The sequence below is a fragment of the Deltaproteobacteria bacterium genome (assembly GCA_016874735.1).
Lineage (GTDB): Bacteria > Bdellovibrionota_B > Oligoflexia > Oligoflexales > CAIYRB01 > CAIYRB01.
Genome location: VGTI01000015.1, coordinates 14,351 through 29,220 on the forward strand (window position 1 = coordinate 14,351; position 14,870 = coordinate 29,220).

Below are 14,870 nucleotides of genomic sequence, written 5' to 3' on the forward strand. Positions count from 1 at the left end.
CTCCTAGTAGGCCTACCCTAAACGATCGACGCCCAAGCCTCAACGGCGACTTTACAGATCAGCCGCGCGAGCCGTAAAATTTAGGTATCCGCTACATAGGAGGTTTTGTGCCCCTCCCCGATCTGCGCGTGTTTGGACGCATCGTCCTGACATCGTTACTAGTCCCTATTGCGATCACCGCTCTGCCCAATCGCCAGGCTGCCGCCTTGCCGGAGGCAGAATTTCAAACTGGATTTGAAACGCAGGCGTTGCCGCTGGTTGAACGCACGCGGCTGCAGTTTTTTCGCGCCGCCGACGGCACCAAGATCGCCTATCGCAGTTTTCCCGCCACTGACGGCACGCCGGCTCGCGGAACCGTGGTGTTCGTACATGGCTACAGTGAATCCATGCTTAAGCATGCCGAGATCATTTACGACCTGACCCAAGCTGGCTACAACCTCTATGCCCTTGATCTGCGCGGCATGGGGGAATCGCAACGTCTACTTGACGAGCGCCAGATCGGCCATGTCGAAAAGTTCAGCGACTACGTGACGGACCTCAAGCAGTTTGTCACCAACGTCGTCGTCCCGGCCTCTGGACGTCCGCTCTTTCTGCTTGCGCATTCTCTCGGCGGCATGGTCAGCACGGACATGCTAGCCGACGGTACCAGCCCTTTTACAGCCGTAGCCTACAGTGCACCGATGTTTGGCATCAGGACTCGCGGGTTCCCGCCGTGGCTGGTGAGCACGGTGATTGGTTTCAACGTCTGGCGCGGCAAGGGCAGTGCGTTTCGGCCTGGCGGTGGCTTGATGGATCCGAGCAAGGAGGACGGCAGCAAAAGTTCCGTTACCCATAGTGCTGCGCGCGCCAACGCGACCCTCGCCCTCTACAAGAAGAGACCAGATCTGACCATTGGCGGTCAGAGCAACAAATGGATGGCTGAAGCCATAGCTGCCACGAGCCGCGCCACCCGGCTAGCGCGCAAGATCAGCGTCCCCATCAGGATATTCCAAGCTGAGGAAGACGCTATCGTGACGGCCGAGGGCCAGCAGGAATTTTGCGCGGCCGCACCCCACTGCGAACTACGCATCGTTGCAGGCGCCCGCCATGAAATCTTACAAGAAAGCGACTCCATGCGGACACCCGTGATCGGTGAGATCCTCAACTTTTTCCAACCACAACCGCTCGTCAATTAAGCGGAAGCTGTCGGCTCAGGTCCACAGCAAGCCCTTGGCTAACTCGTCCGCGACGACCTTGCCGCGCAGCAGTTCGACGAGCTTCAGCGCGAATGGGACGGCACTACCGGGACCATTACCGGTTACCAACTTACCATCGACCACAACTTTGTCCTTGCTGACGCTAGCCCCTTCGAGCTTGGTCTCAAATCCAGGATAACAGGTCGCGCGCTTGCCACCGAGTACACCAGCTGCGGCGAGCACCATCGGTGCAGCGCAGATGGCAGCCACGTACCCCCCCGAGCGATCGACCGACCGCACGAGGTCAAGCACGCGACGGTCCTCAGCCAAGTTACTACTGCCCGGCATGCCTCCGGGGAGCACCACCATGGCGCACCTGGACGCATCGACAGAGTCCAGACTCTGGTCGGCCTTCACCGTCAGACGGTGAGCCCCGGTCACATCGGGATCCCGGAGATAGCAGGTCTTTACTGCCAGGTCGGCGCGACGCAAGACGTCGATGATAGTAACGGCTTCGATCTCTTCAAACCCCTCAGCCAAGGGGACCAAAACTGTTTGTGTCGTCATTGCCAATCCTCCTTTGGCCGGATCATAAACGGACCACCGCTTTTTGTCTTCAGGCCAAACTCGTGTAAGCTGGAATTGGAACACATCAGTTCGCGAACCTATAAGTTCAACCCACCGCAATCTAATCCCAACTTGGAGGCTGCCATGCCGCAGGCTGCCATGCTACCGCCCGTCTTGATCCTGGTCGCTGCGACGTCACTCGCTAGCGGCTGCCGCCTGATGAATCGCCACTCCAGCAGTTTGGGAGGACCAGCGTCCATCCCTCCAGTCGCGTCAGGCAGCGGCGACGCCGCCGAGGCCGCGACGCCGCCGACTGGGGAGGACCCCGGCTTTGCTCTCGTAGGTCCGCCGTTGCAAGCGGTAGGCCCGGCCCATCCGATGCACGGCTTCCCCATGTGGTACGCCGACGCGACGGGGACGCGTGTCGACCTTTGCATCAACGCAGATACAAAGTGCGTGGCACCTCCTGCTGATTTCGATCCTACGCAGCCCGTTGAGTTTCCGGAAAACTTTCCAGGCGAATCTTTTTACTGGCTAGCCGAGGCTCGCATACCACTGACCACTGGTGGTGAATTTCGCGTCCTATTTGCACTGGAAGCCGCCTTTGCAGCCGAGGTCCCGGCCCCAGGTCAGCGCGTGACCTTCGCCCGCACGTTATTCGTCGCCAGTGGCGTTCGCGATGCCGTCTACCGTGTGACGCACCCCTACGGCCTCAATGATGTTACGGTGGTTGGCGGTCGGGTGCGCGATGTGAGCGATGTGGGCTTGGCTAAGGAACGTTTTGACGGACTCCTGACCGGCCCGTTCGGCACTTTGCTCCGGTGGGACCAAGATGCACCTGCGGGCTATCTCGGGGACGCTGCCGTGCCGCACTCGTTTACGGGAAGCCCGCTCGGGACCAACTTTTTCCGCATCGATACGCTGCAAGCGGGCGTGCTGACGTCAGTTGGCAGCGCCCAAGTGGCATCGATCGCAGGGCGTCTCGTGGAGCCTGTCGTGGTCCCATCGCTCATGCCTAACACTTTTCCCGCGCCACCAGCTCTGACTCTGGCGCCGACAGAGCCGGGCGCTACCGTCTATTACACGCTCGACGGCTCGGATCCAACGACCAGCTCGACGCGCTTCCCTCTGGCAGCAGACGTTGTTGCTGGACCAATCACCATCAAGCCAGTCCAAGCGAGCGGTAGCCTCATTGTTAGCACAGTCAGCGAGGCTAACGGCGTCTACGGTAAGGTTTCCCGCTACGCCTACACGATTGATCCAAATACGGTCGCTGGCATGGCAAGCCCGACTCCTGGTGTTTACAGCCAGGCAGTGGCCGTGAGTCTTGCGCCCGAGGGCTCAGCCAACGAGATTCGGTACACGACAGACGGCACGGATCCGATGAACAGTGTCACCGCGCTGGTATTTAGCGGTACCCCAGTTACATTTGCCAACAACGACACCCACATGATCCGGTACCGGGCTCTGCGCCGCGGACCGACGGGCGCTATCGAGGCGCAATCAAAGGAAAGGAAAGCCTACTACACCGTCGCCACAGAAAAACTGACACGGTCGCCGATCAATCCAGCCATCGAACTGCCGTTTTGGATCAAGGACACGGCAGGCATGAGCTTGACCCCTTGTGTCGACCCTAATGACCCCATGTGCTTACCTACACCCGTAGGGGGGCCTGATGGCATCGATGCGACTGCACCGATCGTTTATCCGCGCAATTATGCAGGCGAGAGTTTCTTATGGTACGCCGGCGCCCGCACCACGGGCACAGCCGGTAATGCTGTCGATGTCACGCTGGCGATCGAGGGGGCATTCGCAGGTGCCGGACCCGCATGGGGCGAGCGGGTCCTCTTTGCCCGCCTGCGCATCAGAGCTGACCTTACCATCGCTGGTCACTACCGGTTGACGCATCCCTACGGTGTCAAATATTTTCAAGTGGAGTCCGGTGCAACCGGCAAAAACGCTATCAACCACACCGACGACATCGACCCGATTGCAGGCAACTTTGACGCCTGCCGCTTTGCTCATGTGGGACCGTTTCTCCAGTGGTCGAACGGAGCACCAACTGGATACATCGGTGATCCCAACGTTCCCCATACGGTAGTCGGTAGTCCATTCGGCACTAACTTCATACGCCTCGAGCGCTTGCAAGGGACGCGTTATGAAACTGTCATGTACACGGACCTATTCAACATCAGCGGCAAATTGGCACCAGACCTAGACGTCGATGCTAGTCCCATGGGAGCTTTTTATACGGCACCGCAACAGCTCACCCTCACGGCATCTGAGGCCAGCGCTCAGATTTGGTACACGATTGATGGCACTGTGCCGGTGATCGGAACCCACGGGACACTCTACACCGGACCAGTAGCCATCACCCAGTCGACAACCGTCAAGTTTGTTGCGGCCCTGCCGCGTGGCGTCAGCACAGCCGTAAAGACCGCTAGCTACACGATTGACACAACCGCACCAGCTATCACGGTTCAACCACCGGGCGGCAACTATGCGGACCGCGTGACCGTGGCTCTTAGCGCGAGCCGGGCTGGGCGGATATACTACACACTTGATGCCACGTCGCCTCTCGACTCTCTGAGCCGCAGCCTCTACACAACGCCACTAACGCTCACAGGACCAACGCCGCGTACCTTAAAATCTGTCGCTATCGATCAAACAGGCATGGCGTCTGACATGCGCACGGATAGTTATAGCTTCGCTATGACGGTGCCAGTGGTGAGCTCACCTGCGACGATTTTGGCAGCCAACGTTGCCGTGAGCGGAGGAAACATACCGACAGTTACCAGTTGGAGCGCCCAAACTTTCGGCGGCAGGACCATCTCCAGTTACAGACTCGAAAGGAGTATTAATGGCGGTGCGTTCACCCAAGTGGCATTAACGACGCCCACCACGACCAATCAAAGACTCCTACTCACCGCTGGACGTAGTTACGAGTACCGCGTGGGTGCCACGGACAGCGGAGGTCTCAATGCCGCAGCCACCCGCGGTGGTCCCTTCAATCTCACGGCACTCCAGGAGGCTGCCGGAGCTATCACCTACCGCCGCACATGGCTACGAACTGTCGCAACGAACTTTTTTGGTGGTACGGCGCGTAGTACTACCACTCGTAACGCCTCCGCTACCATCCGCTTCACCGGCTCGCAAGTGGCTTGGATCACTGCCGTCGGACCCACGATGGGTATCGCTACCGTCACCTTGGACGGCGTCCCACAAGGCAATGTGGATCTTTACTCACGCACTAATACCGGTGCCGTTTTAAAATTTGTCCGCACCGGATTACCGCGCGCAGTTCACACCCTGGTGATCACAGCGACAGGAACTAGAAACGTCGCCTCAACCGGCAACCGCATCGACGTTGATGCAGTCGCCGTCATTAACTAAACAAGCAATTTTTTAAGGAGAATCCCATGAATCGTCGCGATCTCTGCCTCAGTGGTATAGGCGCCACCGTGAGTCTACTAGCACTCAAAGCAGCGGCAACTGGCAGCAGTCCCGATGCAGCCAAAAAGCCGTCAAAACATGATCACAATAATCATCACCGGGAGCACCATACATCCGCTGATGACAAGACCTCACTCATTGCTAGTGCTGCTGCCAATGCAGTCACCAAAGGCCTAGCTTGTGCCGATCACTGCGTCGAGATGCTAGCACACGGAGAGAAGGACATGGCCGAATGCCTCGAGCACGTCACCGACCTCGTCGCAGTCGCCGAAGTCGTGGGTAAACTTGCGGCTAATCACAGTCAGCATCTGGCCCAGAGCGCTAAACTTGCGGCGGCCGTAGCTGCCGATTGCGCTAAAGCCTGCGACAAACACCGCCAACATATGAAAACGTGTCAAGACTGCTACGACGCCTGTAAAGATTTGGAGAAGGCCTGCCTAGCTTTGAGCCCCTAACCGCACAGACTTTTGACAAATAAGCATTCATCTCGGGGATCATCAGGAGCTAGAATACTGGCGAAGCACAGCATGCTCACCCTAGCCCGGATCCCCAATGACACCATTTAGCGCCAAAGCACGCAACCGTTACCGAACCATACTCCAAGTTGCCTGGCCTCTGATCGTTTCCAACAGTTTCTGGAATGTCCAGCTTACGGTCGACCGCGTTTTTCTCGGTAACTTCTCGACCGAGGCCTTAGCGGCCGCTATCGCCGTTTCCGGTATTTTTTGGGCTCCTATGGCGCTACTACAACAAACGGCGTCATATCTCATGACTTTCGTCGCGCAGTATTTTGGCGCTAAAGAGCATCAGATGATCGGACCTGCTACGTGGCAGGCGCTCCACGTGAGCGTGATCGGTGGGCTACTCTTTCTCGGCCTGATTCCTCTATCGCAATTAATTTTTGCGGTGGTTGGCCACTCACCTGAGCTGCGCACCATGGAAATCGCGTATTTCGATGCCCTATGCTATTCGGCCTTGCCGACGGCGGTAGTGGCGGCCGTGAGTAGCTTTTTCTCAGGTTTGGGACGCACGCGCGTCATCCTCTGGATCAACTTCATTGGTATGGCGGCCAACGCGTTCTTTGCCTACGTGCTCATATTCGGCAAATGGGGTTTTCCAGCACTAGGTGTGGCTGGTGCCGGTTATGCGACGGCGCTAGCCGGCTACGTGGCGGCGGCGTTTGCGGTGAGTTTACTATTTCGTCAGCAATTTGAACGCGAGTTCAGGATGATTTCAGGCTGGAGGCCAGACTTCGCACTGATTAAAAGGTTTCTCCGCTACGGTTTACCCAGTGGTATGCAGTGGGCTCTCGAAGGCCTGGCTTTTTCGGTATTTCTAATCATTGTCGGCCGGATGAAGGATGGCCAGGCCGCTCTTGCCGGCAGCGGCATCGTGGTTACCGTGATGATGCTGTCGGTACTACCCGCCATGGGAGTCGCCCAAGCGGTAGCTATCCAGGTCGGTCAACTGCTTGGCGAACGCAAGGGCGAAGAGGCCAAGGCCGTCACTTGGTGTGGCATCCACTTGGCTCTCGCTTACATGATGTCGATGGGCCTCAGCTTTGTCTTGGTGCCGCATTTTTACTTGGGTTGGTTTCAAAATCCAAGCAACCTTGCGCTGTGGAACGACGTGGCAAGGATCGTGCCCGTGCTCCTGATGTTTGTGGCTGTCTTCACTTGCTTCGACAGCCTGAATCTAGTTTGCTCGTTCACGCTTAAGGGTGCTGGAGATACGCGTTTTGTTTCCGCCGTCGCCCTGGCCTTGCCCTGGCCGCTTATGGTCCTACCAACATGGATTGCCCGTGAGTGGGACGGTGCACTTTACTGGGCCTGGGGAACTGCGAGCATCTATGCCATGGTGCAGGCGATGATCTTTCTCCGACGATTCCAATCTGGCAAATGGATCACCATGAGTGTGATTCATTAAGTTGCGAATATCGCGCCAGTTATCAGTAAATTAACATTGTTTATTGATGCTTGCATCGATTGCTTCACATTGTAAGAAATTAAGAGTTCAAGTTTCTGACAACTAATGCCGATAAGCCCCGAATAATCACGACGCGAGACTGGCTCGCAACATGACTTTCACGGGGAATCGGTATGTCAAAAATTAGTGTCATCGGTCTGGCCCTAACCTTGGCCGCGGCGACTGGATGTAAAGCATCGGTCCATCAATCAAGCCTTGAAACAGTGAGGGAATCACCTCCTGGAGTCTCCACAAGTCCCGGAGCGGCGCTGAGCCTGGTAGATTCCCAAAGTGCCTTGAGGGGCGCCAAGAATTTTGCCGATTGGTATCTACGCCATACTGCTGGAGAAAAATCAGCAAAAGCAATGGGGCCACTTAAACCAGCATTAGAGAAAAACGAACTGGCACCCACAGCAGCATCGCGCACACAACCTTATTGCCACGATGGTGAGGAAGCACAACCTCTCGACTGCGCGATACTGCCGCGCCCCACCGCCACCGACATCACTAACATGGCAGCAGCGGTCAGACTTGGGAAAGCTTTATTCTGGGACATGCAAGTAGGCAGTGACGGCAAAACCGCTTGTGCCTCGTGCCACTTTCAAGCCGGTGCTGATGCTCGCACCCTGAACGCCCTACATCCTGGCCCTGATGGTGTCTTTGCCAGCGGCGGCGTCAACGGACCAGGTCAGCAATTTAGAAAAAGCTCGATCACAAATGATGACCGGATCGGATCACAGGGAGTCGAGAACGCCTTGTTTCGACGTCTACCAACGAAAATTACGGATGCCAAGGACGATTGCCAATTAGTCGCTGAACACCCATTCGGCAGTCACCGTGCCGTTACAGGACGCAACACACCAACGGTCATAGGAGCTATATTCAATGTGGAAAACTTCTGGGACGGCCGCGCCAGTACGGACTTTAACGGATTCGATCCCTTTGGCCAAAGTGCCAACGCTGGAGAAAAGCTAGTCCTAGCCACCAATGCTAGCCTGGCATCGCAGGCCGTCGGTCCAGTCAATAATGCTGTCGAGATGGCTTGTGCCGGCCGCCAATTTAATGGACCACAAAGTGTCGCGGCAAAAATGCTCGTGCGCCCCGTCCTTCAGTTTCAGGTTGTGTCACGGAGCGACAGTGCCCTCGGTAGCATGAGTGCTTCGCCAGCCAAAGGATTACGCTGTGGTCGCAAAGCGTGTACCTACCAGGACTTAATCACTGCCGCATTTAGACCGGAAATAGCGCGCGATGCCTTAAGCCATTTTAGCCGTATCTGGGGCCAGGCCGTCATGGCCTACGAAGCGACCTTAGTCCCTAACGACACGCCGATGGATCGTTACCTGCGTGGTCAGACCAAGGCCCTGACCGTTGCGCAGCAGCGGGGTCTAAAGTTATTCAACGGCAAAGCGAGGTGCTACGAGTGTCATTCTGGGCCAGAGTTATCTGACGCGAGTTACACCTACCTCTTCCGCGAAGGCCCCCTAAATGACGACGGAGCTGACCAGGGATATCACAATCTGGGCGTACGTCCGACGGAGGAAGATTTGGGCCGCGCCAGTGTAGGTCCAGGTGGCGCCACATTCGCTCGTAGTAACTCGCGCTTTAACAGGGGGGCATTTAAGACACCTATGTTACGCAATATCAAGCTAACGGCACCGTATTTCCACAACGGTGGGATTGCGAGTCTCGGCGAACTTGTCGACTTTTATGCGCGTGGCGGTGATTTCCCAAATGCGGAGAAGACGAGTGAGCTCGAACCGTTTTATCTGACCCGGGCGGAAAAGGCCGAGCTCGTCGATTTTCTCACCAATGGCCTCACTGATTGCCGCGTCGAAAGAGAACGAGCACCTTTTGATCACCCATCATTGGTGATTCCTGGTGGACCAACATTGAAGGAGACCGGTACGCTTGGCTTAGGTAAATGTCCGTAAGCCGCCTAAGATTCAGTAAGCTGCCGTTTGTCTCGGAGCGTTAATGCGCGTCCCCATAGGGGGCGTATGATCGCCCAAACAGGCAGCCAACACCTCAGGACGGCGCCACGAGGCGACATGAACTGCCCCGACACCTTCCACAGTGGCAGCTGCCAAATTAGCCAGCTTCGGCAGCATGCCACCGGAGACGGGGAAATCCAGTTTATTTTCTAAAATTGCGGTGGCATCGATCGCGTCCACACGACTCAAGGGGTCATCGATGCACCGCAAGACTCCGTCTGGACCGGTGAGAATGATCAATTTGTCCGCCTTGAGTGCGACGGCCAAGCGACAGGCGATCGTGTCGGCGTTAACATTATAAATAAAACCTTGATTATCGATACCAAGACTTGCTACCAGTGGAGTCAGCCCTGCATTTAACAAGGCCCACAGTAGGCTGGTATTCACTTGAGTGACATCACCCACCCAACCATAGTCGACACCTTGAACAGGGCCGCGACGCACGACCTCGACGAGACCAGCGGACACCCCAGATATCGCAATAGCAGATAAATCAGCCCGGTAAGCGGCTGCAGCCAGATCGGTGCCGACACCGCCAGCGAACACCATCTTGGCGACATCGATCAGGGCATCACTGGTAACGCGTCGCCCATTTATAAAAGGAGCCTCCACTCCGAGACTGCTCGCAACCTGCGTCAAGCGATCACCGCCGCCGTGCACCAAGACGAGGCGTACTCCAGCATCGCGACATGTTTTGACCTGTTGCATGAGTTCATCAGCAACGTCACCGCGGTCAACCGCGGCACCACCAATCTTCACGACGTAGGTTTCTCTCGAGGGTGCCGTCATCTTATCTCCCGAAATCATGCCAGTATTGAGGCTAGCAGAGCCTTTTGTGCTGCCAGCCTATTCGCTGCCTGCTCTACTACTATCGAACGGGGCCCATCGATCACATCATCAGCGACGACGACATTCCGGCGCACGGGCAAACAGTGCATAAATAGGCCGTTATTGGTGTGTGCCATCAGGTCGGAAGTCACCTGCCATTGCTGGTAGCGTCGACGCACCTCGAGATCGCGCTGGACATCACCATAGTGAGCGGTGGACGCCCAGCTTTTGGCGTAGACAATCTGAGCGCCGTCGTAGCCACGGCGTAGGTCGGATGTTTGCCTGAGTGTCGCTCCGCTCAGCTTGGCGGCTTTGTCCAAATTCTGTGCCCACGCTGGGTCAGGCAAATATTCTGGCGGAGCGACGATCGTCAGGTCAGCGCCACACTGCAGGGCTGCCGTCGCAAATGAGTTAGGAACGGCATGGGGCAGGACCTTCGGATGATTTGCCCAAACCAGAGTCAGTTTACGACCAGCCAAGCCACCTAATTTTTCCCGAATAGTCACCATGTCAGCTAAGGCCTGACAAGGATGAGCTGTCGCCGATTCGAGATTAATCACAGGTACGCGGGCATACTCAGCAAAGGCGCCCAGCACTGGTTCTCCCCGATCGTAACTCAGAGACTTGAAGCTGGGAAAACAGCGCACCCCAATTGCATCTACATACTGCGACAGGACGGGCACAGCCTCGCGCACATGTTCACTCTTAGAGCCGTACATGACCACACCGGTCTCATGTTCCAGGTCCCAGGCCCCAGCACTGATATCGAGCGGCACGGGCTGCCCACCTAGACCAGCCACGGCCATCACCATTGACGCGCGCGTGCGCAGCGAGGGATTGAAAAAGACCAGACCGACGCCGCGTCCGGCTAGAGGTTGACCAAAGGCGAGGCGCCCCTGGGCTTTACCCGTGATCGTTAAGTCGATCAGTTGATGTAATTCTGCACCCGTCAGATCGGCCGTCGACAGGAAAGACCTGCCACGTAAAGAAGTCACTGGAGTCAAAGCTTGCGGGTTTTCAAGAGCGGTCACGGAATGCCTTTTCTGCTGTAGCCATACGCTCGACAAAGTAGTCAATGTGCGCATCATTAAGAATCAGTGGCGGCATAAGCCGCAGAATTGACGGGTCATCGGAAGTGCCTGCGAGTACCCCGCGATTAAATAGCTGCTTTTGCAAATTTGCTGCCAAGCCATCGACCTTGACACCTATCAGATATCCCTCACCACGCACCTCGGTTACACTTGGCAGCGAGGCCAGCGCCGCACGCAGACGTGGCGCACGACTCTGGACCTGTTCATAAATTTGCTCGCGCCGCAAAATTTCGATGGTCGCACAGACCGCAAGACAGGCAAGCGGTCCGCCGCCAAAGGTGGTGCCTAAATCGCCGGGGCGCAGACGCGACGCCACCTTATCCGTAGTCACCAACGCGCCGACTGGCAGACCTGACGCGATACCCTTGCCGAAGCTGATGAGATCAGGCACCACACCGTAGCGCGGGGCAAAGGCGAAACTACCGGTACGGCCAAAACCCGTTTGCATTTCATCGAAGATGAGCAGCACTCCATGACGATCACAGATCTGTCTGAGTGCGACGAAAAATTCAGGCTCCGCAGTGCGACATCCAGCTAGACCCTGTATGGGCTCCACAATGATGGCAGCCACATCACCGCCAGCAACAGCCAGAGCCGCAGCCTTAGCATCATTAAAGGGTACAAAAGTGTGACCAGCAATATCTGCCGCTAAGCCCTGACGGTACTTGGCTAGCCCAGTGACCGCCTGAGCACCTAGTGTGCGGCCGTGAAATCCACCGTCAAAGGCGACGATCTTCTGCCTACCTGTCGCCAGGCGCGCTGCTTTAAGGCAATTCTCCACGGCCTCGGCACCGGAATTACAGAAGAATACGCGGTTCAGCTGCGGCGGCAGCTCGGCGGCGATCAGTGCAGCAGCTTCTTCCTGATGCTCGACGTGAACCGCATTAGAATAAAAAAGCAGCTTACTCATCTGCTCCGTCAGACGGCTCACTAGATGCGGATGACAATGGCCAGTTGATGTCACTGCATGGCCCGCATACATGTCGAGAAAGTTTGTGCCTGATTCGTCGTACACCCAAGCGCCTTGCCCTCTGACAATCTTGACGGGCAGTCTCTTGTAAACATTTATAAGATTACTTGTTGTCTCCTGCATCACGGCACGCCTCCTGCTTGCCAAAGACCGGTCATTTCTGCATATCCGTACATAAGATTCATATTCTGCACAGCCTGACCGGCAGCCCCTTTGCCGAGATTATCTAGCGCGCAAAAAACGATGAGCTCACGGTCCTCTTGGCTCCAGCCCAAATCAACAAAATTGCTGCCACGCGTCCAGTTTACATTGGGCGACCCTTCACATAGGCGCATGAAGGCGCAGCCCTCATAGTAATCGCGGAATGCTTTGTCTATCGATGCCGCGCTGACACCTGGCTGCACGCGGCAGTAAATGGAAGCAAAAATCCCGCGCACCAGCGGTGTGCTATGCGCCTGAAAAACGAGACCATCACCCCAGCCGCGACTAAGCGTCGCCAGCGTCTGCTTAATCTCCGGAACATGCTGATGCGCAAAACTCTTGTAACCGTAGAAACTATTGGCGCGCGTCGCATGCTGCGTCGTCACTGAGGGCTTAGCCCCGGCGCCCGTCGACCCAGTCTTGGCATCAACAATGACGCGAGACTCGATGAGACCAAGACGCACAAGCGGCGCCAGCCCTAAGGTCACGGCCGTTGCAAAACAGCCGGGATTGGCCACGTAATGCGCATGTGCGATCTCTGCCCTGTCAACGACTTCAGGGAGACCATAGACAAAACGTCGCTGCCACTCTGGTGCGGGGGGAGAGATGCCGTAGTACTTGGCAAAGGTTTCTCCGTCCCTGATGCGGAAGTCACCACTCAGATCGATGACGCGGGCCGTGGGCGGCAGTGACGGCACTAGGTCGCGACTGACACCGTGGGGAAGGCACAGAAATATGAGATCCACCGCCGGCCACTCAGACGCGGCCTGCGGCACCGGACTAAGTGGCAGCTGCGTCAATCCGCGCAAAATCGGCTGGTGATCGGCGAGCGGCCTACCCTCCCCGCTGGGCGAGGTAACAAGGACCAGCTCCGTGTGGGGATGCTGCAGGATCAAGCGCGTCAATTCGACCCCAGAGTAACCAGTACCACCAATGATCGCTGTCCTGACTGCCGCGCTCATTGGACACCCTCATCAGCGGTAGCCAAAAGACGCGCCTCGACTAAAGCAAACAATGCCGCACCACCGACAATGGCGTTGGCAGCTGGGATACCTAACTCCTGCCTAATGTAGTCGACACCCATCCGGCTATCTGTCGACGCTCCGGAGATCACATCGGGCACGAGTCCGTGCTGTTTAAGTAGCTCAATGCCGCCCCAAGCACTCACAAAGTCGCCAGCACAGAAGACCAGAGCCGCGAGGCTATCGCGAACGATCTGATCGTCGAGTATGGAGCTCACGTTATAGCCACCAAGCAAACCATCGCCCAACTCAAGAACAATGACGTCCGGTGATGCTGCGGTTAAATGCCCGATGATCGACTGCGCCACGGCTGCGAGATCATTCACACCGACTGTGGACGCCAAACCCAAATCGAGAAAGCTGAGCGTCTTGACCGCACCATTGTCGCGCATTTCCAGTGTGTCTTTGAGGCAGGCAATACCTGAGACTTTACCCGCAGCGACTTTATAACCGGCACTGGTAAACCGACGCACCAGCTCCACCGCTACCCTAGTCTTGCCAGCGTGCATACAACTACCCGCCACGGCAATGACGGGCGTCACAGGTCCGGTCGGCTTCACGAGAGGCAGAGCATAGTCTGCAATATTTATGAGACTCCCGTCTTGTAGCACGGCACCCAAATACTCCGTGCGCACCGGCTGCCCCATCGTTTGATTGAAGCCCGTGCAGCGCCCGAGCACGCCACCCATATTGAGGATGTGAAGCTCGTCGCCAACGGCAAGCTCACTCGGTACGTCACCGACGTAACCCTTGAGTGCACGCCGCGCTCCCATGACACCGATAAAAATATCTCCCACACTTAGACGAGCGAGACGTCCCGACGTCAATTCGAGTCGGTCGTAGCCGGGATTTTCGCTGAGCACTTTGACCGCCACCACATCGCCCGACCGTGGCCTCAGGGTCACCATGGCAATACGCAAGTCTGCCGGTAGGTTGGCAGCACCAGCAACCGAGGCGATCTTATCTGCCCTAATGAGACGCTTGGCACGCCCCGCAGTTGTGTTCCCCTGGGGTCCCAACGCCACCACCGGCAGATCTGTTACTCGCTGCAGCATCTCACTCCCCTATTTCTTGAAGATGGAGAAAATCTTACGCATGACCTTCGACTGATCGTCACGGCTACGCAAGGCAATGAAAATGGTGTCGTCACCAGCAATGGTGCCAGCAACGCCCGTCAACTTAGCGCGATCAAGATGCAACGCCACAGCTTGGGCGTGGCCGGGACCTGTGCGCACGACAATCAGATGATCGCCAATCTTTTCCGCCGCCAGATGGTCGACTAGCTGCGACTGACCTGGCTCTAGCTGTGGTGCCCGGTAAACACCGTCCACTTTGACCACACCCATATCGCTGAGGTCACGAGACACGCTGGCCTGTGTGGATTCAATCCCGGCCTTAGTCAGGAGAGCAACGAGCTCAGACTGATTGCGTACCGGACTACGCCGAATAATCTCGGTAATTTTTCGCTGTCGTGTTGCTTTGTCCATCCTAGACCATACCCCGCATGCTCAATTCTTGGGCAGTCCTTACACAACCTAAACACAATCTACACATTGCCTTTACATTTTATGCATCATTGACGCATAAATATGATTACTATTCACATA

12 protein-coding genes are annotated in these 14,870 nt (G+C 56.6%); 5 read left to right on the forward strand and 7 right to left on the reverse strand.

The annotated features are described in order from the left end of the window. The first annotated feature begins 107 nt into the window (after nt 1-107). The gene (locus FJ146_08810) at nt 108-1,175 is read left to right on the forward strand and encodes an alpha/beta hydrolase (protein ID MBM4252057.1); all 1,068 of its coding nucleotides are present in this window, start codon (nt 108-110) and stop codon (nt 1,173-1,175) included. A gap of 15 nt (nt 1,176-1,190) precedes the next feature. Here FJ146_08810 and FJ146_08815 read toward each other — a convergent pair whose 3' ends face one another. Further along, nucleotides 1,191-1,742, reverse strand: a complete 552-nt coding sequence (locus FJ146_08815; protein MBM4252058.1) for a DJ-1/PfpI family protein — start codon at nt 1,740-1,742, stop codon at nt 1,191-1,193. Nucleotides 1,743-1,886: 144 nt separating this feature from the next. Between FJ146_08815 and FJ146_08820 the strand changes: the two genes are divergently transcribed. The 4 genes from FJ146_08820 to FJ146_08835 all read left to right on the forward strand — a co-directional run bounded on the left by FJ146_08820 (nt 1,887) and on the right by FJ146_08835 (nt 9,091). Then, the gene (locus FJ146_08820) at nt 1,887-5,135 is read left to right on the forward strand and encodes a hypothetical protein (protein MBM4252059.1); all 3,249 of its coding nucleotides are present in this window, start codon (nt 1,887-1,889) and stop codon (nt 5,133-5,135) included. A gap of 26 nt (nt 5,136-5,161) precedes the next feature. Beyond that, on the forward strand, nt 5,162-5,650 hold the full coding sequence (locus tag FJ146_08825) for a hypothetical protein (protein MBM4252060.1): 489 nt from the start codon (nt 5,162-5,164) through the stop codon (nt 5,648-5,650). A 97-nt stretch (nt 5,651-5,747) separates the two neighbouring features. Further along, the gene (locus FJ146_08830; GenBank protein MBM4252061.1) at nt 5,748-7,121 is read left to right on the forward strand and encodes an MATE family efflux transporter; all 1,374 of its coding nucleotides are present in this window, start codon (nt 5,748-5,750) and stop codon (nt 7,119-7,121) included. Nucleotides 7,122-7,294: 173 nt separating this feature from the next. Next, the gene (locus FJ146_08835; GenBank protein MBM4252062.1) at nt 7,295-9,091 is read left to right on the forward strand and encodes a hypothetical protein; all 1,797 of its coding nucleotides are present in this window, start codon (nt 7,295-7,297) and stop codon (nt 9,089-9,091) included. A 12-nt stretch (nt 9,092-9,103) separates the two neighbouring features. Here FJ146_08835 and argB read toward each other — a convergent pair whose 3' ends face one another. The 6 genes from argB to FJ146_08865 are packed head-to-tail and all read right to left on the reverse strand — an operon-like array spanning nt 9,104 to nt 14,750. Further along, nucleotides 9,104-9,958 (reverse strand): acetylglutamate kinase, encoded by an 855-nt coding sequence (gene argB, locus FJ146_08840; GenBank protein ID MBM4252063.1) that lies wholly within the window; start codon nt 9,956-9,958, stop codon nt 9,104-9,106. Continuing rightward, nucleotides 9,955-11,067, reverse strand: a complete 1,113-nt coding sequence (locus tag FJ146_08845; protein ID MBM4252064.1) for an N-acetylornithine carbamoyltransferase — start codon at nt 11,065-11,067, stop codon at nt 9,955-9,957. Before FJ146_08845 ends, argB begins: the two co-directional genes overlap by 4 nt. After that, nucleotides 10,997-12,166 (reverse strand): aspartate aminotransferase family protein, encoded by a 1,170-nt coding sequence (locus FJ146_08850; protein ID MBM4252065.1) that lies wholly within the window; start codon nt 12,164-12,166, stop codon nt 10,997-10,999. Before FJ146_08850 ends, FJ146_08845 begins: the two co-directional genes overlap by 71 nt. Next, complete coding sequence (gene argC / locus FJ146_08855; protein ID MBM4252066.1) at nt 12,163-13,203, reverse strand: N-acetyl-gamma-glutamyl-phosphate reductase; 1,041 nt, start codon at nt 13,201-13,203, stop codon at nt 12,163-12,165. Before argC ends, FJ146_08850 begins: the two co-directional genes overlap by 4 nt. Beyond that, nucleotides 13,200-14,318: a hypothetical protein gene (locus FJ146_08860; protein MBM4252067.1), complete on the reverse strand. Its 1,119-nt coding sequence runs from the start codon at nt 14,316-14,318 to the stop codon at nt 13,200-13,202. The genes argC and FJ146_08860 overlap by 4 nt, the downstream gene beginning before the upstream one ends. Before the next feature lie 9 nt (nt 14,319-14,327). Continuing rightward, the gene (locus tag FJ146_08865) at nt 14,328-14,750 is read right to left on the reverse strand and encodes an ArgR family transcriptional regulator (GenBank protein ID MBM4252068.1); all 423 of its coding nucleotides are present in this window, start codon (nt 14,748-14,750) and stop codon (nt 14,328-14,330) included. Between the last annotated feature and the right edge of the window lie 120 nt (nt 14,751-14,870).

What these genes read in the sequence shown, in the direction of transcription:
- FJ146_08815 (MBM4252058.1), bottom strand. Translation starts at nt 1,742, where the DNA reads ATGACGACACAAACAGTTTTGGTCCCCTTGGCTGAGGGGTTTGAAGAG.
- FJ146_08820 (MBM4252059.1), top strand. Translation starts at nt 1,887, where the DNA reads ATGCCGCAGGCTGCCATGCTACCGCCCGTCTTGATCCTGGTCGCTGCG.
- FJ146_08825 (MBM4252060.1), top strand. Translation starts at nt 5,162, where the DNA reads ATGAATCGTCGCGATCTCTGCCTCAGTGGTATAGGCGCCACCGTGAGT.
- FJ146_08830 (MBM4252061.1), top strand. Translation starts at nt 5,748, where the DNA reads ATGACACCATTTAGCGCCAAAGCACGCAACCGTTACCGAACCATACTC.
- FJ146_08835 (MBM4252062.1), top strand. Translation starts at nt 7,295, where the DNA reads ATGTCAAAAATTAGTGTCATCGGTCTGGCCCTAACCTTGGCCGCGGCG.
- argB (MBM4252063.1), bottom strand. Translation starts at nt 9,958, where the DNA reads ATGATTTCGGGAGATAAGATGACGGCACCCTCGAGAGAAACCTACGTC.
- FJ146_08845 (MBM4252064.1), bottom strand. Translation starts at nt 11,067, where the DNA reads ATGATGCGCACATTGACTACTTTGTCGAGCGTATGGCTACAGCAGAAA.
- argC (MBM4252066.1), bottom strand. Translation starts at nt 13,203, where the DNA reads ATGAGCGCGGCAGTCAGGACAGCGATCATTGGTGGTACTGGTTACTCT.
- FJ146_08860 (MBM4252067.1), bottom strand. Translation starts at nt 14,318, where the DNA reads ATGCTGCAGCGAGTAACAGATCTGCCGGTGGTGGCGTTGGGACCCCAG.
- FJ146_08865 (MBM4252068.1), bottom strand. Translation starts at nt 14,750, where the DNA reads ATGGACAAAGCAACACGACAGCGAAAAATTACCGAGATTATTCGGCGT.